The following is a 23,219-nucleotide window of genomic DNA, read 5'->3' as shown; positions in this document are numbered from 1 at the left end:
GAAACGCCATGAACACCCTCGACGCCGAGGCGATCTACGCCTCGTTGCTGAACGCGCTGCGGCAGGGCATCGCCGGGCGCGACATCGCGCTCATCGGCGTGCACAGCGGCGGCGCCTGGATCGCCGAGCGCCTGCACCGCGACCTGGGCCTGCAGCGGCCCTGCGGCTTCCTGTCCAGCGCCTTCCACCGCGACGACTACGGCCGGCGCGGCCTGCCGGCCGAGATGAAGGCCACCGAGCTGCCCTTCGAGGTGAACGGCGCCGACGTCGTGCTGGTCGACGACATCCTGTTCACCGGGCGCACCGTGCGGGCCTCTCTGAACGAGATCTTCGATTACGGCCGCCCGGCCCGGGTCCAGCTCGCGGTGCTGCTCGATCGGGGCGGGCGCGAGTTGCCGGTGGCCGCCGACTACTGCGGCGCGGTGCACCCCCTGCCGCCCGAGCGCAACTTCGCGCTGTCGCGTCGCGAGGACGGGCGCTTCGACCTGCGAATCGAAGAAGGCGAGGGCTGATCGATGGCGGCGCGTCATCCGCAACTGAACGAGAACGGCGAGCTCAGGCACCTGCTGACGCTGGAAGGCCTGTCTCGCGAAATGCTCCACCACATCCTGGACACCGCGGCGACCTTCGTCGGGGTGTCCGATCGCGACGTGAAGAAGGTGCCGCTGCTGCGCGGCGTGTCGGTCTTCAACCTGTTCTTCGAGAGCTCGACCCGCACGCGCACCACCTTCGAGATCGCGGCCAAGCGGCTGTCGGCCGACGTGGTGAACCTGAACATCACCACCTCGTCCACCAGCAAGGGCGAGTCGCTGCTCGACACCATCGACAACCTGGTGGCGATGCACGCCGACATGTTCGTCGTGCGGCACGCGCAGAGCGGCGCCCCCTTCCTGATCGCCGAGCACGTGAACCGCACCCGCGGTTCCGAGGTGCACGTGATCAATGCCGGCGACGGCCGGCACGCGCACCCCACGCAGGGGCTGCTCGACATGTACACGATCCGCCACTTCAAGCAGGACTTCACCAGGCTGCGGGTGGCGATCGTGGGCGACGTGCTGCACTCGCGGGTGGCGCGCTCCGACATCCACGCGCTGACCACGCTGGGCGTGCCCGAATTGCGCGTGATCGGCCCGCACACGCTGCTGCCGGGCGGCCTGGAGCAGATGGGCGTGCGCGTGTTCACCGACATGCGCGCAGGCCTGCGCGACGTCGACGTGGTGATCATGCTGCGGCTGCAGAACGAGCGGATGCGCGGCGCGCTGCTGCCCTCGGCCCAGGAGTACTTCAAGCACTACGGCCTCACCGAGGAGAAGCTCGCGCTGGCGAAGCCCGATGCGATCGTCATGCACCCGGGCCCGATGAACCGCGGCGTGGAGATCGACTCGGCGGTGGCCGACGGCCCGCAGGCGGTGATCCTCGACCAGGTCACCTTCGGCATCGCGGTGCGGATGGCCGTGATGAGCATCCTGGCCAAGTCGTGAGCGGCGCCGGTCACGCCTTTCGCACGAACGAACCTTCAGCGCCTGAACGGATGAACGCGCCGATGAAACTCTCCATCGTCAACGGCCGGCTGGTCGACCCGGCCAGCGGCCTCGACCTGGCGCCGGGCCCGGCCTCGGTGGTTCACGTGGCCGATGGCCGCATCGCCGCGATCGGCGAAGCGCCGGCCGGCTTCGCGGCCGATCGCACGATCGACGCCTCCGGCTGCATCGTCGCCCCCGGCCTGCTGGATCTCGCCGCGCGGCTGCGCGAGCCGGGCTACGAATACAAGGCCACGCTGGAGTCCGAGATGCAGGCGGCGATCGCCGGCGGCATCACCGGCCTGGCCTGCCCGCCCGACACCGATCCCACGCTCGACGAGCCTGGCCTGGTCGAGATGCTCAAGTACCGCGCCCGCGGGATCGACGGCGCGCGGCTCTACCCGGTGGGTTCGCTGACCACCGGCCTGAAGGGCGAGGTCATCACCGAGATGGCCGAGCTGGCCGAGGCCGGCTGCGTCGGTTTCTCGCAGGCGCTGGCCCCGATCATGGACACACAGGTGCTGATGCGCGCGATGCAGTACGCGCGCACCTACGGCTTCACCGTCTGGCTGCATCCGCAGGATCCGCATCTGGCGCGCGGCGGCGTGGCGCACGCCGGCCCCTACGCGAGCAGGCTGGGCCTGTCCGGCGTGCCGGTGATCGCCGAGACGGTGGCGCTGAACACCATCTTCGACCTGATGCGGGTCACCGGCTGCCGGGTGCACCTGTGCCGGCTGTCGACTGCCGCAGGGCTGGAACTGGTGCGCCGTGCGCGGGACGAGGGCCTGCCGGTGAGCTGCGATGTCGCCGCGCACCACATGCACCTGATCGACCTCGACATCGGCTTCTTCGATGCCAATTGTCGCGTCGATCCCCCGTTCCGCTCGCAGCGCGACCGTGACGCGATCCGCGCCGCGCTGGCCGACGGCACCGTCGATGCGATCTGCTCCGACCACACCCCGGTCGACGACGACGCGAAGCAGCTGCCCTTCGGCGAGGCCGAGCCCGGGGTCACCGGCCTGGAGCTGCTGCTGCCGCTCACCCTGAAATGGGCGCAGGAGGCCGGCGTGCCGCTGGCCACCGCGCTGGCCAAGATCAGCAGCGGACCGGCCGCCGTGCTCGGCGTGCCCGAGGCCACCGGCCGGCTCGAGGCCGGGGGACCGGCCGATCTGTGCGTGCTCGACCCGCGAGAGACCTGGGTCGTGTCGCGCGCCACGCTGCTCAGCCAGGGCGCGCACACGCCCTACGTGGGGCGCGAGCTGGAAGGCCGGGTGCGCCTCACGCTGGTCGGCGGGCGGATCGCCTGGGAACGACCGGCCGGCGCTCGCTCGGCCTGACGCGCGCTCGGCCCTCGATGAATCGCACTGCGCGGGCGCTGCGGATCGCCTGCCGGGCGCCGCTCGCGATCGCGCTGCTGATCGCGGGGCTTGCGATCGTCATTGTCGTTTTCCCGCGGATCGGTTACCCGAAGCGCGACCGGATCGTTGCCGGCTGGTCGCGGCTGCTGCTGCGGGTCTGCGGCGTGCGGCTCACCGAACGGCCTGCGCCGGGCGCGCCGCGGCTGGGCGAACTGCGCGGCGGCACCCTGCTGCTCGCCAACCACATCAACTGGATGGACGTGTTCCTGGTTCTGTCGGTCTGCCCTTCGCACTTCGTGGCCAAGATGGAAGTGTCGCGTTGGCCGGTGGTGGGCGCGCTGGTGGCCGGCGTGGGCACGCTCTTCGTGGAGCGGGGCCGGCGCCGCGCGGTGCACCAGTTGAACGACCGGATCGAGAACATGCTGCGCGCGGAGCGGCGGGTGGCGGTGTTCCCCGAGGGCACCACCAGCGACGGCCAGCGCCTGCTGCAATTCCACGGCAATCTGGTCGAGCCGGCGCTGCAGGTCGGGGCGCCGGTGGTGCCGGTGGGGGTGCGCTACACCGGACTGAACGGGGAGCCCACCGACGCGATGCGCTTCGTGGGCGAGATGACGCTGGGCGAGTCGGTACGGCGCCTGCTCGGCGCGCCGGGCGTGCTGGCGGAGCTGCATCCGTTGCCGCCGGTGATCGGCCGCACGCGGCAGGAAGTCGTGGCCCGGGCGCGCCAGGCGATAGCCGAGCGGCTGGGGCTGCCGCTGGACGACGAGCTGTCGGAGACGCTCAGGAAGGCGCGGGAGGGCGCCTGACTCACCACGGCGCCAACCCCTGCGGGCACTGCACCTGGATCGTCGCCCGGTCGGCCAGGCGCACCGCGGTGAGTTGCCGGCCCCACAGGCAGCCGGTGTCGATCGCCAGCAGGTCGGGCCGGTCGATCAGCCCGAGCGCGGACCAGTGGCCGAACACGATCGGCGCGCCGGCCGTTGCGCGGCCGGGGACTTCGAACCACGGGTAGTGGCCTTCGGGCGCGCCGCCGACGCCCTCCTTGGTGGCGAACTCCATCTCGCCGTCGGCGGTGCAGAAGCGCAGCCGGGTCAGCGCGTTGACGATCACCCGCAGCCGGTCGTGGCCGGTCAGCGAGTCGCTCCAGCGGGCCGGCTGGTTGCCGTACATCTCGCGCAGGAAATCCATCCAGCGCGGACCGGCCATCATCGCGCGCACCTCTTCGGCAAGTGCCAGCGTGCGTTGCACCGACCACTGCGGCAGCACGCCGGCGTGGACCATCAGCCATCCTTGCTCGAAGTGGGCGAGCGGTCGGGAGCGCACCCAGTCGATCAGTACGTCGCGGTCGGGGGCGGCCAGGATGTCGTCCAGCGTGTCGGTGCGGTGGGCCTTGCGGATGCCCGCGGCCACCGCCAGCAGGTGCAGGTCGTGATTGCCGAGCACGGTGACCAGGCGCTCGCCCTGGGCCATCGCCCAGCGCAGGCTGTCGAGCGAGCGCGGGCCGCGGTTGACGATGTCGCCGGTGAGCCACAGGCGGGCGTCGTGGGGGAGCCGGGCTTCGAGCTCGAGCAGGCTGTCGAGGCAGCCCTGCAGGTCGCCGATGGCCCAGGTTTCGGGGGCGGCAGGAATGGTGGCGGGGCGGGTCATGGCGGCGGCATGTCGAAAGCCGAATCTAGCACTGCGCCACACTTGTCCGTCGGCTCGTGTCCACGCCCCACTTTCGGCCTATGCCAATGCCCGGGTCGACAGGTCGGTCCGCCTGACTTATGATCGAAAGGAATTTCCTTACTCGATCGCGCGAGGCGCCGCGACTAGACATGATCACGAGCAAGCTGACCAGCAAGGCCCAGACGACGATTCCTCAGCCAGTGCGCGCGGCACTTCATCTGCAGGAGGGGGACGAGCTGGCCTACGAGATCGTCGACCAGAAGGTGATCCTGACCAAGGTTCGTCGCGGCGGACAGGCCGACGATCCGTTTGCCACTTTCGAGGAATGGCATTCCGAGGCCGACGAGAAAGCCTATGCCGGCCTTTGAGCAGGGCGACGTCGTCAAGGTGCCGTTCCCGTACACGGGCCGTCCGACACGGCAGTCGCGACCGGCATTGGTGATCGCGGCGAGCGACCTCGAGGATGCCCATGGATTGCTGTGGGTGCTGATGATCACGAGCGCCGAGAACCGTGGCTGGCCGGGCGACGTCGAAATAAGGGATGTCGTCACGGCCGGGCTGCCCGCGCCATCGGTCGTGCGAACCGCCAAGATCGCCACGATAGAGGCGGGCGATGCGACCCGTCTGGGCAGGGTTGCGAGCCCTGTCCTGCGCAAGATCGCTGACCGGGTAGCCGCCCAACTCCGCCTCCCGTGAAATCCTCGGCGGCGCCGCCCGCCGAGCCCCCGTAGAATCGCCGCCATGAAGAAGACCCTGCACCTCGTGGCCGGCGCGCGGCCGAATTTCATGAAGATCGCGCCGATCGTGCGCGCGCTCGACGCGCGGCGCGACGCCTTTCGCTACCAGATCGTCCACACCGGCCAGCACTACGACCGGGAGATGAGCGACGTGTTCTTCGAGGAGCTGGGCATTCCCAAGCCCGACTTCCACCTCGAGGCCGGCGGCGGCAGCCACGCCGAGCAGACCGCGAAAATCATGGTCGCCTACGAGAAGATCTGCCAGGCGCAGCGGCCCGACTGCACGCTGGTGGTGGGCGACGTGAACTCCACGCTGGCCTGCTCGATCGTGGCCAAGAAGCTGCAGATCCCGGTGGCGCACGTGGAAGCCGGCCTGCGCAGCGGCGACATGCGGATGCCCGAGGAGGTCAACCGGCTGGTCACCGACTCGATCAGCGACTGGTTCTTCGTGACCGAGCCTTCGGGGCGCGACAACCTGCTGCGCGAGGGCAAGCCGGCCGACCGGGTCTTCTTCGTGGGCCACGTGATGGTCGACAACCTGCTGTACCAGCGCGAGCAACTCGAGCGGGCGGACCGCGGCGGCTTCGAGAGCGAGACGCTCAAGGCCAGGCTGGGCCGCTACGGCGTGGTCACGCTGCACCGGCCGTCGAACGTGGACCACCCCGACACGCTGGCGCCGATCGCCGGCGCGCTGCGCGAGATCTCGGCGAAGCTGCCGCTGGTCTTCCCGGTGCATCCGCGCACCCGCGGCAACCTGGAGAAGTTCGGCCTGGACCTCGGCCCGGGCGTGATCCTGACGAAACCGCTCTCTTACATGGACTTCCTGAACTTGTGGAAGGACGCCAGCCTGATCCTGACCGACAGCGGCGGGCTGCAGGAAGAAACCACCGCGTTGGGCATTCCCTGCCTCACGCTGCGCGAGAACACCGAGCGCCCGGTCACGGTGGACGAAGGCACGAACACGATGGTGGGCTGCGACCCGACGAAGATCGTCGCCGCGGCCGAGGGCGTGCTGGCCGGAAAGGGCAAGGCGGGGCAGCGGCCGCAGTTCTGGGACGGGAAGGCGGCGGAGCGGATCGTGAACGAGTTGTGGGAGCGCTTGCGTTAGCCGGCCTTTCGTCTCGGCTTTCCGGGTCGAACATCCGGGTCGGACATCCGGCCGATGCGGACATGAGTGATCGATGTTAATATGACTATATGGTCATAATTTACTGAGGGCGCCATGAGAACCGTTCCCGTGGTGGAGGTGAAGTCTCACCTGTCGGCCCTGCTGGCCGAAGTCGCGCGCGGCGAGGAGATCGCGATCACCCGGCATGGGCGGGTCGTCGCGCGCCTGGTGCCGGATCGACCCAGGATGGCCGCCGACGCCTTTCGACCGTTCTGGGATGGCGAAGAGATCGACCTCGAGGCGCCGCCCGACGCGCCCGCAGAGCCGGTTGCCTCGCTGGACTGACAGCGTTCTGCACGACTTCCCTGGGCGATGCGCTATCTCCTCGACACGAACACCGTCATCGCGGCGATGAAGGGAAGGCCCGAAGTCCGTGAGCGCCTCGAGCACATCCCGCTTTCGAGCCTGATTCTCTCGCCGATCGTGCTCGGCGAGCTCGAATTCGGGGCCGAGAAGAGCTCGGATCCGGAGCGCAACTACAGCCGCCTGGCGGAGCTTGCCGGCCGTTTGCCGATGGCGGCGCTCGATGCCGCGAGCACCAGGCACTATGCGCGTGTTCGCGCGGCGCTGGAGAGTCAAGGCATGCCGATCGGCGCCAACGACACCTGGATCGCCGCGCATGCCCTGGCCCTCGATGCCGCCGTGGTGACCGACAACGTGGGCGAATTCTCCAGGGTGCCGGGGCTCGCCGTGGAGAACTGGCTTCGCTCCGAGCCCTGACCAAGAGCAAGCTTGAAGACCAAAGGCGTCGAATGTTCGATTTATTGCCGGTGATCCTCTCCGGCGGCTCCGGCACCCGCCTGTGGCCGCTGTCGCGCCATTGACATTCGCCGTCTGCCTCACGCGGCAATGATTGCTCCCGCGAGATCGCAGGGCGTCGCTGATGGCGTGTCCGCGGGCGTTAGGAGGCGGGTGTTGGTGACCGGCGCGACCGGCTTCATCGGTACGGCGCTTGTCCCGGCCCTGCTGGCGCGCGGCTGGCAGGTCCGGGCGGCGGTGCGCTCGCCGGGGCGGACGGCCGCCGGCGACGAGGTGGTCGTCGGTTCCCTAGGCGAGGCATTCGACTGGGCGCCGGCCTTGCACGGCGTGGATCGTGTCGTGCATCTCGCCGCTCGCGTTCACGTGATGCAGGACAGCGCGAGCGACCCGCTTGCCGAGTTCCGTCGCGCGAACGTGGCCGGCACGCTGGCGCTGGCCCGGGCGGCCAGCGATGCCGGCGTGCGCCGCTTCGTGTTCGTGAGCTCGATCAAGGTCAATGGCGAGGGCACGCGCGAGGGCGTCCCTTTCGGCGCCGACGATCCGCCCGCGCCAGTGGACCCCTATGGCGTGTCCAAGCGCGAGGCCGAGGACGCACTGTTCGACATCGGGCGCAGCACCGGCATGGAGGTCGTCGTGGTACGGCCGCCGCTGGTCTACGGCCCGGGCGTCAAGGCGAACTTCGAGGCGATGATGCGCTGGCTGATGCGCGGCGTTCCCTTGCCGCTGGGCGCGATCCGCAATCGACGCACGCTGGTCGGGCTCGACAACCTGGTCGATCTGATCGCCACCTGCCTCGAGCACCCCGCCGCGGCCGGCGAGATCTTCCTTGCCGGCGACGGCGAGGACCTCTCCACGACCGACCTGCTGCGCAGGCTGGCTGCTGCGCTGGGCGCGCGCGCCCGACTGATACCCGTGCCTGCGACGCTGCTGGAGGCGGCCGCGGCGCTGCTCGGCAAGCGCGCGGTCGCCCAGCGGCTGTGCGGAAACCTCCAGGTCGACATCGGCAAGGCGCGTCGTCTGCTCGGCTGGGCGCCGCCGGTTCCGGTCGACGAGGGCCTGCGGCGCACCGCCGCGCATTTCCTCGGGCAGCGGCGATCGTGAGCGGCTGGCCCTTGCTGCTTCTCGCCGGCGTGGTGTCGGCGCTGATGACCGGCCTGGTCCGGCGTTACGCGCTGGCGCGCAGCATCCTCGACGTCCCGAATGCGCGCAGCTCGCACACCGCGCCCACGCCGCGCGGCGGCGGCGTCGCGATCGTGCTGGCCACGCTGGCGGCCCTTCCGGTGCTCGCTGCCGCGGGGTCGCTTCCCTGGGACGCGCTGTGGGCGCTTGCGGGCGCCGGCGGCTTCGTCGCGCTGGTCGGGTTCCTGGACGACCACGGACACATTGCCGCGCGCTGGCGCCTGCTGGCGCACTTCGCCGCGGCGGCCTGGGCGCTGGCCTGGCTGGGCGGCGCGCCGCCGCTGCATCTGTTCGGTTCGGAGATCGATCTCGGCTGGCTCGGCGCGGCGCTCGCGGCGGTCTACCTCGTCTGGCTGCTCAACCTTTACAACTTCATGGACGGCATCGACGGGATCGCGAGCGTGGAGGCGATCGCGGTCGGCGTCGGCGGTGCGCTCCTGTACGCGCTGACCGGGCAACCCGGGCTGGCGATGGCGCCGCTCGCGCTGGCGGCCGCGGCCGGCGGGTTCCTGCTGTGGAACTTCCCGCCGGCGCGCATCTTCATGGGCGACGCCGGCAGCGGCTTCCTCGGCATCGTGCTGGGTGTACTGTCGCTTCAGGCCGCCTGGCAGGCGCCACAGTTGCTCTGGAGCTGGGCGATCCTGCTCGGCGTGTTCGTGGTCGATGCCACGCTGACGCTGCTGCGCCGCCTGCTGCGCGGCGAGAAGGTCTACGAGGCGCACCGCAGTCACGCCTACCAGCACGCTTCGCGCCGATTTGGCCGGCACCTGCCGGTCACGCTGGCCGTGGCGGCCATCGACCTCTTCTGGCTGCTGCCGATCGCACTCTGGGTCGGCGCCGGGGGGCTCGACGGCCTGCTCGGCGTGGTGCTCGCCTACCTGCCGCTCATCACGCTTGCCCTGAAGTTTCGCGCCGGCATGCCCGATTCCAGGGCGGGCTGATCGGCCCGGGTGACGGCCCGGGGCATGGCGTGGTGCCGTTTCCCGGTGACCCCGCAGCGTTCGCCGTAAAATGACTCTCGCCCGAGCCGCACGCTTCGGCCTTTGGCGATTACGGCACCTTCCGCAACGATGAAGACTTCTCATCGCACAAATCTCGTATTTCTGTTCGACCTCGTCGCCCCGGTTTTCGCCTGGGCGGTCGCTTTCCTGTTGCGTTTCAACTTCGAGTGGCCGTACTGGTATCACAGTGTCATCGTGGCCGGTCTGGTCGTCCTGGTTCCCATCCACGCGTTCGCCTGTCTTTGGGCGGGTCTGTATCGTGGTCTGTGGATCTTCGCCAGCCTTCCCGACCTGAAGCGGGTCCTGCGGGCGGTGGCCATGTCGTCGCTCGCGCTCGTTGCGTTCGTCGCCCTGTACCGCGGTGACCTTGCGACGCCGCGTTCCACGATGGTGCTCTACCCGATGTTGCTCGTGGCCTGGATGGCGGGTGGTCGGGTCGTGTACCGGATGTTCAAGGAGCATCGCCTCTACGGCGGCTTGATCGCCCAGGGAAAGCCGGTCGTCATCGTCGGGGCGGGAAGGGGCGGCGCGATGCTGGTTCGCGAGCTCGAGCGCAGCCCCGATTGGCGGGTGGTCGGTCTGGTCGACGACGATCGGAACAAGTGGGGGCGCGAGGTCCTCGGTTGTCCCGTCTTCGGCGGCATCGACAGGTTGCCGCAGGTGATCGAGTCCGAGAAGGCGCGGCACGTCATCCTCGCGATGCCTTCGGCCGCCACCGCGATCAAGCGCCGGGCGGCGGACCTCGCCGTCCAGGCGGGGGCGCATGTATTCACCGCGCCAGGTCTCGAGGACGTGATGTCGGGGCGCGTTGCGATCTCCGCGATACGGCCCCTCGAGATCGACGACCTGCTTGGTCGCGAGGAGGTGGAGATCGACACGGGGCACGTGGGAGCGATGCTGTCCGGGAAGACGGTGCTTGTCACCGGCGCGGGCGGCTCGATCGGCGGCGAGCTCTGTCGCCAGTTGGCCCGCTTCGGAGTCGGCCGCCTGCTGCTGTTCGAGTCCAGCGAATACGCGCTCTACGCCCTGGCCGAATGGTTCTCGGCGAATCTGCCCGGTGTCGAAATCGTCCCGTTGGCGGGGGACGTCAAGGACAGCGAGCGTCTCGAGGAAGTGTTCGCGGTCTATCGGCCGCAGTTGGTCTTCCATGCGGCGGCCTACAAGCATGTGCCGCTGATGGAGGTGCGCAATGCCTGGCAGGCTGCGCGAAACAACGTGCTGGGCACGCTGCGGGTTGCCGAATGCGCTCAGCGCTGGGGCGCTGAGCGTTTCGTGCTGATCTCGACCGACAAGGCCGTCAATCCCACCAACGTCATGGGCGCGACGAAGCGGCTTGCGGAGATGACCTGCCAGGCGCTCCATGCCAGAGGCGGGTCAACGCAGTTCGAGATGGTGCGATTCGGGAACGTGCTCGGGAGCACCGGCAGCGTGATCCCGAAGTTCCAGGCGCAGATCGCGCGGGGTGGGCCTGTCACGGTGACGGATCCGGAGATCACACGCTACTTCATGTCGATACCAGAAGCGGCACAACTCGTGCTACAGGCCGCTTCCATGGGCGAAGGTGGCGAGATCTTCATCCTCGACATGGGGGAGCCGGTGAAGATCGCCGATCTGGCTCGGAACATGATCCGCTTGTCCGGCTACACGGAAGAAGACATCCGCATCGAGTTCCGTGGGCTCAGACCCGGCGAGAAACTCCACGAGGAGTTGCTCGCGGATGCCGAGGCAACCATCGAGACTCCGCACCCAAAGCTCCGGGTGGTGCGCTCGCGACCGGTCGCGGACAACTTTCTCGAGCAACTTCGGGCGTGGCTCGAGCAGAAGGGGCCGGTTTCGGACGAGGCGGTGCGGCTCGCGCTCGTGAACTGGGTACCGGAGTACACGCCGTACGAAGGAAGGCCCGGTTTGCGGGTGGTGGCGGGAACTGCGGTGCAGCCGCCCGGTGCGCGAGGGGCGGCACGCGGCGCTTGAGCGGCTCTGCCGCCGCCGGTCGAAGGCCAGTGCAGCAACCCGATATAATTATCGGTTGCTCATGCTGCGTCGCAGCAAAGATCCAGGATTGCTCATGCCCGAACTCCAACCCGTCATCCTTTCCGGTGGCTCCGGAACGCGTCTCTGGCCTTTGTCGCGGGAGAAGTACCCGAAGCAGTTGCTCGCGATCGGGGAGGAGCTGACCATGCTGCAAGCAACGGCTGTGCGGCTCGCAGGCTTCCAGTCCTCGATCGACGGCGATGCAGCGAAGGTTCGCTCGCCCATCGTGGTGTGCAACGAGGAATACCGCTTCGTGACCGCCGAGCAATTGCGCGCCGCCGGTTGCCACGACGCACGTGTCGTGCTGGAACCCTTCGGGCGCAATACGGCGCCTGCGCTGACGCTCGCGGCGCATGCCTCGCTCGCGGACGGGACCGATCCGATCCTGCTCGTGATGCCTGCCGATCATGCGATCAAGAACGTCAACGCCTTTCACGCGGCCGTGTCGACCGGGATGTCCGTTGCGCTCGACGATGCGATCGTGACATTCGGGATCGTTCCGGACCGGCCCGAGACGGGGTACGGCTACATACAGGCCGGCGGAGCATTCACCAAAGCCGGCCAGGCGTCCGGTGGTGCCGCGGCGCAGGCCCTGCGCCGTTTCGTCGAGAAGCCGGACCTCGAGACGGCCGCGCGATATGTCGAAAGCGGCGAATACCTGTGGAACAGCGGCATTTTCATGATGCGGGCGAGCGTCTGGCTCGACGCGATCCACCGGTTCAATCCGGACATGGCCGATGCCTGCGCACGTGCGATAGGCGAGCGGCATGTCGATCCGGACTTCATCCGAATCGATGCGGAAGCCTTCCGCGCGTCGCCGTCGGATTCGATCGACTATGCGGTGATGGAGAAGCTTTCCGAGGATGCGTCGGGTGCCTTGCGCGGCGTCGTCGTTCCCATGTCGGTCGGCTGGTCCGACGTCGGTGCCTGGGACGCCGTCTGGGAGGTCAGCGACAAGGACGACTCCGGCAACAGCGTGCACGGCGAGGCTTTGCTCGAAGACACCCAGGATACGCTGGTCATGTCGACCAGCCGCCTGGTCGCGTGCCTGGGGCTGAGGGATGCGGTGGTCGTCGAGACACCGGACGCGGTGCTCGTTGCCGACAAGAGCCGGACCCAGCAGATCAAGTCGCTGGTGACGAGGCTGAAGCTCGACGGGCATCCGCATGCCGAGAATCACCGCAAGGTGCATCGCCCTTGGGGCTACTACGACTCGATCGACTCGGGCGAGCGCTTCCAGGTCAAGCGGATCGTCGTGAAGCCGGGTGCCAGCCTGTCGTTGCAGCTTCACCACCATCGGGCCGAGCACTGGGTCGTTGTCAGCGGCACCGCGAAGGTTACGGTCGGCGACCAGGTGGTGATGCTTGCCGAGAACCAGTCCACCTACATCCCGCTCGGCGTCAAGCATCGACTCGAGAATCCCGGCAAGCTCGACCTGGAGATCATCGAGGTGCAATCGGGCAGCTATCTGGGCGAGGACGACATCGTTCGGTTCGACGACGTATATGGCCGCAGCGGCGGCTGAGCGTCCGAACCGCACGCGGACACGGCGATGTCGGCATTGTTGCTGAGCCTATGGCGCTATCGGGGCTTCGTTCTCTCCTCGATTCGAAACGAGTTCGTGACCCGATTCGCGCGGAGCCGCTTGGGCGGATTGTGGATGATCATCCACCCGCTCGCGCAGGTCGCCATCTACGCGCTGATCCTCTCGAACGTTCTCGCGGCGAAGTTGCCCGGCATCGACAACAAGTACGCCTACGCGATCTACCTGATGGCCGGAATGCTCGCGTGGAACCTGTTCGCCGAGATCGTGGGGCGCTGCGTCACGCTCTTCATCGAACAGGGAAACCTGATGAAGAAGATCGTGTTTCCGAGGATTGCACTGCCCGCGATCGTGGTGGGTTCGTCGGTGCTCAACAACGGGATGTTGTTCGTCGCGATGCTGGGCGTCTTCGCGCTGCTGGGACATCCCCCCGGCATCGCGATTCTGTGGTTGCCCCTGCTTGCGATGGTCGTCGTGGCTCTGGCGCTTGGCCTCGGGCTGGTCCTCGGGGTGCTCAACGTATTTATCCGCGATATCGGGCAGGTCGTGCCGATCGTCCTGCAGGTGCTCTTTTGGTTCACCCCGATCGTCTATCCAGTGAACATCATCCCGGAGGCGTACCGGCATCTGTTGGCGTTGAATCCGATGTTTCCGGTCGTGAACGCTTACCAGCAGGCGGTCGTCTACGGCGCCAGGCCGGATCTGGGCGGCTTGGGCGTCATCGCCCTGTTTGCGCTCGGCCTGCTGGGTCTCGGCCTGTTCCTGTTCCGGAAGGCGAGCGGCGAAATGGTGGACGCGCTGTGAGCTTGATGAGCGTGCAAGGTCTTGGCAAGGCCTACCGAAGCTACCGCTCCGAGTGGCAGCGCGTTGCCCGTTGGTTCGGCCTACCGTCGAAGCCCGTTGAGGAGCATTGGGTCCTGCGGGGCGTGAGCTTCGACATCGGGGCCGGTGAGGCTGTCGCCCTGATTGGCCAGAACGGCGCTGGAAAGAGCACCTTGCTCAAGATCATCACGGGCACCTTGCACCCGACGGAAGGCTCGGTCCGGCTCGGCGGCCGGATTGCAGCGATCCTCGAGTTGGGGATGGGCTTCAATCCTGAACTGACCGGGCGCCAGAACGTTCTCCACGCCGCAGGCTTGATGGGCTTCGACGCCCGTCAGATTGCCGCCGCGATGTCAGACATCGAGGCATTCGCCGAGATCGGCGAGTATTTCGAGGAGCCAGTGCGAACCTACTCGAGCGGAATGCAGATGCGCGTTGCGTTCGCGGTCGCAACCGCCTTTCGCCCGGACATCCTGATCGTCGATGAGGCGCTATCCGTCGGCGATGCCTACTTCCAGCACAAGAGCTTCGCGAAGATCCGGGAATTCCAGAAACAGGGCACCACGCTGCTCATTGTCTCGCACGACCGCAACGCAGTGCAGGCCATCTGCGACCGCGCGCTCTTTCTGGAGCGGGGGCGTGTGCTGATGGACGGTGAGCCGGAAGCGGTGATGGATTACTACAATGCCTTGATCGCGGAGCGCGAAGGGGCTTTGTCGACGGTCTCGGTAAGCAAAACTGCCGACGGTCGCACTCAGACCGTGTCAGGGACCGGTGAAGCGAGTGTCGAGTCAGTTGGCCTTTTCGATGCGAATGGGCGCCCTCTCGAGTTCGTCGATGTCGGCCAGCCTGTAGTGCTCCGCGCGCGCGTTGCGGTTCACGCTGACCTTCCATCGCTGGTGTTCGGCTACATGATCAAGGACCGGCTCGGTCAGGCGATCTTCGGCACGAACACTTATCACTTGGGCTTGCCGATCGAGAATCTAAGGCGCGGCGAGCGGTTCGATCTCGCGTTTGCGTTCAAGGCGACGCTGGGCGTCGGTTCGTACTCGGTTGCTACCGGGCTGCACGCCACCGAATCGCACCTGAGCGGCAACTACGAATGGCGTGATCTTTCTCTGGTGTTCAATGTGGCCAACATAAGCAGGGAGACCTTCGTCGGTGTGGCCTGGATTCCGCCCGAACTCGAATTCGAGCGCGATGAAACATGACTGACAGCGGCTTCTATCGCGCCTTTGAAGACCGCCACCGTGGATCACGCGAGCTTATCGCCGGGCGGTTGCGTGCGTACCTGCCGTTCATCCGCGGGCTGATGGAGGCGATTCCTGGGCGAGGGGGGGTCGACCTTGGCTGCGGCCGTGGTGAGTGGCTGGAACTGCTCGCTGCCGAAGGGTTTCCATGTCGCGGCGTCGATCTGGATGAGGGGATGCTCGCCGACTGTCGTGCGCGCGGCCTGCCCGCGGAGCGCGGCGACGCGATCGAGTGGCTGCGTTCTCAGGCCGATGCGAGTCTCGCGATGGTGAGCGCCTTTCATCTTGTCGAACACCTGCCCTTCAACCTGCTGCAGACACTTGTAATCGAGGCGAAGCGGGTCCTCGCCCCGAGCGGTCTGCTGATCCTCGAAACGCCGAACCCGGAGAATCTTGCGGTCGCCACCGAGTGGTTCTATCTCGACCCGACGCATGTCAGGCCGCTCCCACCTTCACTGCTTTCCTTCCTCGCCGAGTTTCAGGGCTTTGTCCGAGTCCGTGTGCTGAGGCTGCAGCACGACCCGGTGCTTATGTCGGCTGACTGGATTGGCGCGCGCGACTTGCTCGAGGGCGCGAGTCCAGACTATGCAGTGATCGCGCAGATAGCCGGCCAAGACCCCGCACTCAAGGCGCTAGATGAGGCATTCGCCGTAGAAGACGGGGTTTCCCGGTCGGCGCTCGCCGATCGCGCCGACTACCTGGTTGGTAAACGGTTTGCCGAAGTCAATAATCGACTCGCTCTCGGCGATGCGCGTGTAGCCGAGCTCGTTCAGCGTATCGCGGCGCTCGAAGCTCCGAACCGGGCGGCTGCGGCTCTGGCCGAGTCACGGGGCCGGGAACTCGAGGCTGTCTACGCTAGCCGCTCGTGGAGGCTGACCGCACCGCTTCGCGCGGTGGGCAGGCGCTTTGGCTGGATTGCGCGGCAAGTCCGCGCGAGCGGTGTCAGAGGTCTGCTGGGTGCCGTGACACGTGCGCTCCTTGCACGCCCGCTGGCTCGTCTTCGCGCCAGCAAGAGGCTTGACCCCCTGGCCGGGAGAATCTTGCGCCGTTTTCCAGGCTTGCGTCCACGTGTCAGAAGAATCCTGTCGCGGTACGGCGTTGGAGCAAGCGGCGCAGCTTTTTCCGGTGCTTTACGCCCAGACCCGGCTTACCCGGGACATGGCTTCGACTCGTCTGAGATGAGCCGCACTGCACGCCGGGTATTTCGTGACCTGAAGATCGCCAACTCGCGGCGAGAGAGATCGCTGGAACATTGATGCGCATCGTCATCGACCTCCAAGGTGCTCAGACCGAGAGTAGATTCCGGGGGATCGGCCGATACAGTCTGTCGCTCGCTCGCGCGGTCGCCCGTAACCGGGGGGATCGTGACGTTCTCGTCGTCTTGAATGGCCTGTTTCCGGAAACCATCGCGCCGATACGCGACGCTTTCGACGGCCTGCTGCCGCGTGACCGCCTCCGCGTCTGGTTCGCTCCGGGCCCGGTACGTGACTCGGATTCCCGAAACAGCTGGAGGCGGGAGGTCGCTGAGCGGGTCAGGGAGTCGTTCATCGCGAGCCTGAAGCCGGATGCCGTCCTGGTTACTAGTCTTTTCGAGGGGTACCTCGACGACGCCGTGACGAGCATTGGAGTTTTCGATCGGAGCGCCCCGACTGTCAGCGTGCTCTACGATCTGATCCCATTGCTCAATCCCTCCGAGTATCTTGACGGCGATCCCTTGTATCGGGATTTCTACCTGAGGAAGATCGAGAGCCTGAAGAGGTCGGCAGGCTGGCTCGGCATATCCAGGTTCGCCACCGAAGAAGGTCGCCAAGCGCTTTCCTTGCCCGGGGACGCAACGTTCGACATCTCGACCGCGTGTGGGCCGGAATTCGCGAGGGTGGATGTGAGTCCCGCGCAGGAGGCGGAACTTCGCGCGCGCTTCGGGATTCCGCGCCGATTCGTGATGTATTCCGGGGGCGCGGACAAGAGGAAGAATCTCCAGCGCCTGATCCGGGGCTATAGCCAGTTGTCGCCCGATCTGCGCGCCACGCATCAGTTGGTCTTGGCCGGAAAGATTGCGGCCGGCGAACTTGCCCAGTTGAAGTCAGTCGCCGCTAAGGCGGGGCTTGCGGAGGGAGAGGTGGTGGCCACCGGGTACGTCACGGACGATGAACTCAGGGCGCTCTACAACCTTTGTGAACTCTTCGTCTTTCCGTCGTGGCACGAGGGTTTCGGACTACCGGCGCTGGAAGCGATGTCCTGCGGTGCGCCAGTGATCGGCGCAAATGCCGCGAGTATTCCCGAGGTGATCGGTCGCCTCGACGCTCTGTTCGATCCGTATTCGGAAGCGGCGATCTGCGAGAAGATCCAGCAGGTCCTCACATCGAAGACTCAACGGGAAGAGCTAGCCGAATGGGGGCTGGTCCAGTGCAGGCAATTTTCGTGGGATTTGACCGCTTCGCGAGCGCTCGGGGCGATCGAGCGGATCGTGGCACAGCATGTTGCGGAGCGGGCTGACCGAGCTGAGGGCAGGCCACGCCTCGCCTATGTGTCGCCCCTGCCGCCGGAAAGGACAGGCATCGCGGATTACAGTTCGGGGCTGCTGCCTGCCCTCGCGCGCCACTACGAAATCGACGTCGTCGTTGCACAGCCGGTCGTCGACGACGAGTGGGTGCGCGGCAACTGCCCCATCCGGACCCCGCAGTGGCTGATGGACAACGCCGATCGTTACGACCGGGTGTTGTATCACTTTGGGAACTCGCCCTTTCATCGTCACATGTTCGACCTGATCGACCGCGTCCCGGGCGCGGTCGTTCTCCACGATTTCTTTCTCAGTTCGTTCAGTCGCTACATGGAGCGGGTAGAGGGCGTCGAAGGGTACTGGACTCGCGAGCTTTACCGGTCGCATGGTTATCGGGCGGTGCTGGATCGATTCCGAAGTGACGACGAGGAAGCGATCGTGGCCAGGTATCCGTGCAACTTCGGCGCGCTCGAGAGTGCGGAAGGCGTCATCGTCCATTCCGAGTACGCAAGGAACCTCGCGGTGGACTGTTACGGGGTCGAGATTGAATTGGACTGGGCCGTCGTGCCCCTGCCGCGCGGCGCGGCCGTGCCCGCGACTCGCACGGGCCTCCGTTCGAGGTTCGGCATTCCAGATTCTGGATTCGTCGTGGCTTCCTTCGGAATCGTAGCCCCCACCAAGCGCACCCTGGAACTCCTGCGGGCCTGGCTGAAGAGCGACTTGTCCGAGCGCGAAGACGGCTATCTCGTCTTCGTTGGGGAGAATGACGGTGGCGCTTACGGTGTGCGGCTGCTCGACGAGGCAAGGAAAAGTCGTGCGGCGGATCGTATCCGCGTGACTGGCTGGGTCAGTGGGGAAGATTTTCACGACTGGCTTCGTTCGGTCGATGTGGCGGTCCAGTTGCGTGCAAGTTCGCGCGGCGAGACATCCGCCGCTGCGCTCGATTGCATGAGTCATGGCATTCCGACGATCGTGAATGCCAACGGATCGATGGCCGAGCTGGACGCGACCGCTGTCGTGATGCTCGACGATGATTTCTCCGAGTCCGATCTGGTGAAGGCGCTCGAGGCCCTGCTGAAGCATCCCGCGACGCGATCCGAGATAGGCGAAAGGGCGCAGGAGGTGATTCGGACGAGACATGCGCCCGATGCATGTGCCGAGCTCTATCGCGCGGCCATCGAGAAGTTCTACCGTCATGGTGCGGCGAAGCGCGCGCGCTTGATTCGCGAGATCACCCGGGTTCCCGGAGCTCCTTCGGGCGATGCCGCATTCAAGGCATTGGCCTCCGCGATTGCCGTCGACCTGCCGGACAGAAAGCCAGCGCGGACCCTCTACCTCGACGTGACGGCGACGGCGAGCACCAAGCTGCGCACCGGGATCGAGCGCGTAGCTCGGTCCTTTGTCGAGGAACTGGTCAAGGACCCTCCGGCAGGTTATCGGGTCGAGCCGGTCCTGCTCGCGAAAGGGGCTGGTGGATGGCGCTATCGCTTCGCGCGGGGCTTCACCCTCGATTTGATCGGTTGCCCTGCGGACTGGGCGGATGACGAGATCATCGAGCCGCGTTCCGGCGATCTTCTGGTCGGCCTGGACATGTCCGGTTCGGCCTTGGTCGAGGCGGCGCGCGAGGGCGTTTACCGACACCTCAGGAACCTCGGAGTCGAACTGAACTTCCTCGTCTTCGACCTGCTGCCGATGAAGTGCCCACAGCATTTTCCGCAGGGCGCTTCCGAGGGGTTCGAAGATTGGCTCGATGCCTTGTGCCGCATCTCGGATCGGCTGGTCTGCATCAGTCGCGCCGTTGCGGACGAGTTGAACGAATGGGTCGCCGGTCGGAACTTGGCACGCGAGGCGCCACCAGAGGTTCGCTGGATTCATCTGGGCGCCGACTTCCACGCGCCGGCACGGGATGGAGGGCTGGCGAATTCAGAGGACGAGGCCTTGGCTGCCACGTCGCGGATGCCGACCTTGCTCATGGTCGGGACGATCGAGCCGCGAAAGGGGCACCTTCAGGTGCTCGCTGCGTTCGAGCACCTGTGGAGTGCAGGCGTCGACCTCGGCTTGCTGATCGTTGGAGCCGAAGGCTGGAGACATCTACCCGACGAGCAGCGCCGAACGATCCCGGCCATCGCATCTAAGCTCCGATGCCATCCTGAATCAGGCAAACGGCTATTCTGGCTGGAAGGCGCGAGCGATGCTTGTCTTGAGCGGGCCTACGCGTCCGCCCAGGCACTCATTGCCGCTTCGGAAGGTGAGGGGTTCGGGCTTCCATTGATCGAGGCTGCGCAGAGAGGGCTGCCGATCATCGCGAGGGACTTGCCGGTTTTCCGCGAGGTGGCAGGCGAGCATGCTTACTACTTCACTGGAGAAATGGGCGAGGGGTTGGCGGAAGCGATTCGTCGCTGGCTGCAACTGCGGGCACGCAACATGCACCCAGTTCCAGCTGGCATGCTGTGGCTGAGCTGGCGAGAGAGCGCGCGCAGCCTGATCGCCGAGCTCGTCGAGGAGCCGTTCGGTGGGAGCCGAACATGCGAGGGGCGCGGCAGTGTCTCCGGCGCATAGGCCCGGCGCCGAGAGAGTGGGGCGTTTGATGGAACGAGTCCGCTCAGGGACGATCGGAAACTCTCAGCAAGGACGCCAGCATCCGTCTTCGTTGGGATCTTTCGGATTGCTTGCGGTCATTCTGCTCACGATCGCCTATTTGGGCTGGCTCTTCCCGGACGGCTTTCTCTTTGGGACGTCCGGCTACTGGGCCGCCGAGAACGAGGACATTACTCAATACATCGCAGGCTTTAATGCCTTCATCCGAGAACCTTGGCATTGGCCGATCCTCCGGATCTCTTCGCTGAACTGGCCCGATGGCACGCTCGCCACCTTCGTGGACATCATCCCGGCATATGCCGTCGTCCTGAAACTTGCTGCGGGGCTCGGATGGATGATCGAGAATCCCTTCGGCGCTTGGGTCGGCCTGTGCTTCGTATTGCAGGCGGTCGGCGCTTGGTGGGTGTTGCGTGAAGCCAAAATCAGGTCATGGGTGGCGCTCGCCGTCCTTTCACTGCTTCTTCTGATGTTCCCGGCACTCGGAGCTAGATTGGGGCACATAAGCCTGATGTCGCACTGGCTCCTTGTATTCGCGCTCGCGATATATGTAAGAGGCTCCCGCTTGGGCAAGACTGCGACTGCTCTCTGGATGGTTCTCGCATTCGCAGCGTTTTATATCAACATCTACATTTTCACGATGGTGGCGGCGATTCTGCTCGCCGATGCGCTGCGGTTTCGAGTGCAGACCGGATGGGCCGGAGTCATGCGAGCGGTACTCGTCCCGCTGTTGGTGGTTGCCGCCAGCCTTCTGGTCACGATGCTTCCACTGCCGACGGGCTCTGGCGGGCGCGAGTGGGGCTTTGGCCACTACTCGATGAATGTACTCTCCCCGTTTTCCGGCGGGCGTTTTTTCGTCTGGCCGAATCCGATTGCCCACGATGGACAAGGAGAGGGTTTCAACTACCTAGGCCTGGGCCTCATCCTGTTGGTCCCCTACGCGCTCCATATCTGTCGAAAGTCTGATCCGGACTTCTTCGCGCGGCATCGGCCGCTCCTGGTGGTATGTCTTGCGGCCACCGTCTATGCCCTGTCAAATCGTGTGTATGTTGGACAGACTCTCATTCTGGAGTGGCAGATTCCGGGTGTCCTGGACAGTCTGGTAAGTCAGTTTCGTGCGTCCGGGCGATACTTCTGGCTTGTCGCTTACGGCTTGGCAGTTTTCGCCGTGGTGACGGTTGCCCGGCACCTGTCGGGCAGGAGTGCGGCAGTGGTACTTCTCATCGTCGCGTTGCTTCAATGGTGGGACCTCTCACCGCGCCATACCTCTGTCAAGGCGCTCGCCTCACGGAGTTCGAAGGCGATCGTCAACCGCGATGCTTGGGACGCGTTCCTCGGTGACCGCGTCGAGACGATTAATTTCTATCCAGTGTTCCGCTGCGGCAACAAGCCAGCATACGATACGCTGTTGCCGATCATGCGGTATGCGGCCGAACGAGGTCTCAATCTGTCGACCGGCTACGTCGCGCGCGCCTCGAAGGACTGCATCGATCCGCGGCAGGGGGTTCCTGGCGCAGGAGACGCCACGATTGCGCACGTGTTCGTCCGCGACGAGTATCCGCAGATGCTGGATGTCGCGCTGCTTTTCGGCGTGCGTGCTGACGTCGACTGCGTGGAAATCGATTTCGCGTTTGTCTGCAGGATCAGGGACTGACATGGACCATGGAAGAACGACAATCTCAGTCGTCGTGCCGTTCTACAACGAGGCCGCCGGCGTCGAGGCCTTCTTCGCGAGGCTGTTCTCAGTTGCTGACGCGATGCCGGACTACGAGTTTGATGTCGTCGCGGTAAACGACGGAAGCACTGACGTCACGCTTGCACGTTTGCTTGAAGCGCGCGAGCGGCACGGCCGCATCCACATTGTCGACCTTTCGCGAAACTTCGGTAAGGAAGCAGCGTTGTCCGCCGGGCTTGATCGTGCCCGAGGCGAAGCGGTGATACCGATCGACTCCGATCTGCAGCACCCGCCCGAGTTGATTCCGGACATGATTCGACGATGGCGTGCTGGGGCCGAGGTGGTGCTTGCCCGGCGCAACGACCGCGTGACTGACGGCCCACTTCAAAAGTTCGCCGCAGGGATGTTCTACCGGATGCACAATGTCATCGCAGAGACGAAGATCCCGCCCGACGTAGGGGACTTCAGGCTGATGTCGCAGGAAGTCGTAGAAGTGCTGCGGGGGATGCCCGAGAACCGTCGATTCATGAAGGGATTGTTCGCCTGGGTCGGCTTCAGGAGTGAGGTCATTCCCTACGACGTCGCTCCGCGTCTTGAGGGTAAGTCACGCTTTAATGTCTGGAAGCTGTGGAACTTCGCCCTTGAGGGAATTACCAGCTTCAGCACGGTGCCGCTTCGGGTCTGGACGTACATTGGCGCGGTGACTTCGCTGCTGGCGCTCGTCTACGCCGCATACATCGTCATTAAGACCATTTTCTTCGGGACTGACCTGCCGGGCTACGCGTCTCTGATGGTTGGGGTGTTGCTGCTTGGAGGCATCCAACTCATCGGCATCGGCGTCCTCGGTGAGTACATCGGACGCATCTATGGGGAGGTCAAGAGGCGGCCGGTCTACGTGGTCCGCAAGGAGTTCACGGTTGAGCGGTGAACGGCCATGGTGGACCGCGCTCATCGGCAGGCAGTTCGTCTTGTTCGGGCTGATCGGCGTGGTGAATACCGGCGTGCATTCAGCAGTCGTCGTCGGACTGGTCGAAGGCGGACTCACGGGGGCAGTCCCAGCGAACGTCGCGGCCTTCTTTCTGGCCAACGTGTTCTCGTTCTTCGCAAATAGCAGGTGCACCTTTCGGGTCGCGCCCTCGCTGACGCTGTACCGGCGCTTCCTGACGGTGTCGCTGACCACGCTCGGACTGACGGTCGTGCTGTCGGGCTTGGCGGAGTGGATGGAATGGCATTACCTGGTCGGGCTGCTTCTGGTGATCGTATTGGGCCCCGCTCTCGCGTTCGTGATGCACAAGACCTACGCCTTCGGTGCGGCGGGCCGGGCGAGAGGCTGATCGTGCGGCCGGTGTGCGACGGTTTGAAAATACGTTGCGGCATCGGCCGGATGGAATAATTCGTTAATCAATCCGGGAT

At 65.8% G+C, this 23,219-nt stretch carries 22 protein-coding genes; 21 read left to right on the top strand and 1 reads right to left on the bottom strand.

The genetic code is table 11. From position 1 onward, the window contains the following. Nucleotides 1-8: 8 nt before the first annotated feature. From pyrR to FHP08_RS09890, 4 genes are all read left to right on the top strand, one after another. Entirely contained in the window at nucleotides 9-512 is a 504-nt protein-coding gene (gene pyrR, locus FHP08_RS09905) for a bifunctional pyr operon transcriptional regulator/uracil phosphoribosyltransferase PyrR (RefSeq protein ID WP_147704277.1), read from the top strand. 3 nt (nucleotides 513-515) lie between these two features. After that, nucleotides 516-1,481, top strand: coding sequence for an aspartate carbamoyltransferase catalytic subunit (locus FHP08_RS09900; protein ID WP_147704276.1), 966 nt, complete (start codon nucleotides 516-518; stop codon nucleotides 1,479-1,481). Nucleotides 1,482-1,543: 62 nt separating this feature from the next. After that, entirely contained in the window at nucleotides 1,544-2,857 is a 1,314-nt protein-coding gene (locus FHP08_RS09895) for a dihydroorotase (RefSeq protein ID WP_147704275.1), read from the top strand. 17 nt (nucleotides 2,858-2,874) lie between these two features. Then, on the top strand, nucleotides 2,875-3,684 hold the full coding sequence (locus tag FHP08_RS09890; RefSeq protein ID WP_147704274.1) for a lysophospholipid acyltransferase family protein: 810 nt from the start codon (nucleotides 2,875-2,877) through the stop codon (nucleotides 3,682-3,684). Nucleotide 3,685: 1 nt separating this feature from the next. On the opposite strand, the gene FHP08_RS09885 is transcribed toward FHP08_RS09890, so the two are convergent. Continuing rightward, nucleotides 3,686-4,525 carry a symmetrical bis(5'-nucleosyl)-tetraphosphatase gene (locus tag FHP08_RS09885; RefSeq protein ID WP_147704273.1) on the bottom strand — a complete coding sequence of 280 codons (840 nt, stop codon included), beginning with the start codon at nucleotides 4,523-4,525 and terminating at the stop codon, nucleotides 3,686-3,688. Nucleotides 4,526-4,695: 170 nt separating this feature from the next. Here FHP08_RS09885 and FHP08_RS09880 point away from each other — a divergent pair, with 170 nt between their 5' ends. From FHP08_RS09880 to FHP08_RS09800, 17 genes are all read left to right on the top strand, one after another. Further along, the gene (locus tag FHP08_RS09880; RefSeq protein ID WP_147704272.1) at nucleotides 4,696-4,914 is read left to right on the top strand and encodes an AbrB/MazE/SpoVT family DNA-binding domain-containing protein; all 219 of its coding nucleotides are present in this window, start codon (nucleotides 4,696-4,698) and stop codon (nucleotides 4,912-4,914) included. Then, nucleotides 4,901-5,242, top strand: a complete 342-nt coding sequence (locus tag FHP08_RS09875; protein WP_147704271.1) for a type II toxin-antitoxin system PemK/MazF family toxin — start codon at nucleotides 4,901-4,903, stop codon at nucleotides 5,240-5,242. The genes FHP08_RS09880 and FHP08_RS09875 overlap by 14 nt, the downstream gene beginning before the upstream one ends. Before the next feature lie 45 nt (nucleotides 5,243-5,287). Further along, nucleotides 5,288-6,391 carry a non-hydrolyzing UDP-N-acetylglucosamine 2-epimerase gene (gene wecB / locus FHP08_RS09870; protein ID WP_147704270.1) on the top strand — a complete coding sequence of 368 codons (1,104 nt, stop codon included), beginning with the start codon at nucleotides 5,288-5,290 and terminating at the stop codon, nucleotides 6,389-6,391. Nucleotides 6,392-6,505: 114 nt separating this feature from the next. After that, complete coding sequence (locus FHP08_RS09865) at nucleotides 6,506-6,736, top strand: type II toxin-antitoxin system Phd/YefM family antitoxin (RefSeq protein WP_147704269.1); 231 nt, start codon at nucleotides 6,506-6,508, stop codon at nucleotides 6,734-6,736. Between the two features lie 27 nt (nucleotides 6,737-6,763). Beyond that, on the top strand, nucleotides 6,764-7,171 hold the full coding sequence (locus FHP08_RS09860; RefSeq protein ID WP_147704268.1) for a PIN domain-containing protein: 408 nt from the start codon (nucleotides 6,764-6,766) through the stop codon (nucleotides 7,169-7,171). Between the two features lie 32 nt (nucleotides 7,172-7,203). Further along, nucleotides 7,204-7,275 carry a sugar phosphate nucleotidyltransferase gene (locus tag FHP08_RS18620; protein ID WP_225879102.1) on the top strand — a complete coding sequence of 24 codons (72 nt, stop codon included), beginning with the start codon at nucleotides 7,204-7,206 and terminating at the stop codon, nucleotides 7,273-7,275. Between the two features lie 91 nt (nucleotides 7,276-7,366). Next, nucleotides 7,367-8,311 carry a UDP-glucose 4-epimerase family protein gene (locus FHP08_RS09850; RefSeq protein ID WP_267285490.1) on the top strand — a complete coding sequence of 315 codons (945 nt, stop codon included), beginning with the start codon at nucleotides 7,367-7,369 and terminating at the stop codon, nucleotides 8,309-8,311. Beyond that, a complete protein-coding gene (locus FHP08_RS09845; protein ID WP_225879087.1) occupies nucleotides 8,308-9,330 on the top strand; it encodes an MraY family glycosyltransferase in 1,023 nt (340 codons plus the stop codon). Before FHP08_RS09850 ends, FHP08_RS09845 begins: the two co-directional genes overlap by 4 nt. A gap of 129 nt (nucleotides 9,331-9,459) precedes the next feature. Further along, nucleotides 9,460-11,361 (top strand): polysaccharide biosynthesis protein, encoded by a 1,902-nt coding sequence (locus FHP08_RS09840; protein ID WP_147704266.1) that lies wholly within the window; start codon nucleotides 9,460-9,462, stop codon nucleotides 11,359-11,361. Between the two features lie 94 nt (nucleotides 11,362-11,455). Then, on the top strand, nucleotides 11,456-12,946 hold the full coding sequence (locus FHP08_RS09835) for a mannose-1-phosphate guanylyltransferase/mannose-6-phosphate isomerase (protein ID WP_147704265.1): 1,491 nt from the start codon (nucleotides 11,456-11,458) through the stop codon (nucleotides 12,944-12,946). A gap of 27 nt (nucleotides 12,947-12,973) precedes the next feature. Next, complete coding sequence (locus tag FHP08_RS09830; protein WP_147704264.1) at nucleotides 12,974-13,768, top strand: ABC transporter permease; 795 nt, start codon at nucleotides 12,974-12,976, stop codon at nucleotides 13,766-13,768. Between the two features lie 5 nt (nucleotides 13,769-13,773). Then, nucleotides 13,774-14,997, top strand: coding sequence for an ABC transporter ATP-binding protein (locus FHP08_RS09825; protein WP_323808897.1), 1,224 nt, complete (start codon nucleotides 13,774-13,776; stop codon nucleotides 14,995-14,997). Beyond that, complete coding sequence (locus tag FHP08_RS09820) at nucleotides 14,994-16,292, top strand: class I SAM-dependent methyltransferase (protein ID WP_147704262.1); 1,299 nt, start codon at nucleotides 14,994-14,996, stop codon at nucleotides 16,290-16,292. The genes FHP08_RS09825 and FHP08_RS09820 overlap by 4 nt, the downstream gene beginning before the upstream one ends. Further along, nucleotides 16,292-20,095, top strand: a complete 3,804-nt coding sequence (locus FHP08_RS09815) for a glycosyltransferase (RefSeq protein WP_147704261.1) — start codon at nucleotides 16,292-16,294, stop codon at nucleotides 20,093-20,095. Before FHP08_RS09820 ends, FHP08_RS09815 begins: the two co-directional genes overlap by 1 nt. 106 nt (nucleotides 20,096-20,201) lie before the next feature. Further along, complete coding sequence (locus FHP08_RS09810; RefSeq protein WP_147704260.1) at nucleotides 20,202-21,785, top strand: DUF6311 domain-containing protein; 1,584 nt, start codon at nucleotides 20,202-20,204, stop codon at nucleotides 21,783-21,785. Between the two features lies 1 nt (nucleotide 21,786). Beyond that, nucleotides 21,787-22,734, top strand: a complete 948-nt coding sequence (locus FHP08_RS09805) for a glycosyltransferase family 2 protein (RefSeq protein ID WP_147704259.1) — start codon at nucleotides 21,787-21,789, stop codon at nucleotides 22,732-22,734. Continuing rightward, complete coding sequence (locus FHP08_RS09800) at nucleotides 22,724-23,140, top strand: GtrA family protein (RefSeq protein WP_187272243.1); 417 nt, start codon at nucleotides 22,724-22,726, stop codon at nucleotides 23,138-23,140. The genes FHP08_RS09805 and FHP08_RS09800 overlap by 11 nt, the downstream gene beginning before the upstream one ends. Nucleotides 23,141-23,219: the final 79 nt, after the last annotated feature.

Source organism: Zeimonas arvi (genome assembly GCF_008039575.1).
Lineage (GTDB): Bacteria > Pseudomonadota > Gammaproteobacteria > Burkholderiales > Burkholderiaceae_E > Zeimonas > Zeimonas arvi.
Note: the sequence above shows the minus strand (reverse complement) of the source record. Positions and strands in the feature narration are given on the sequence as shown.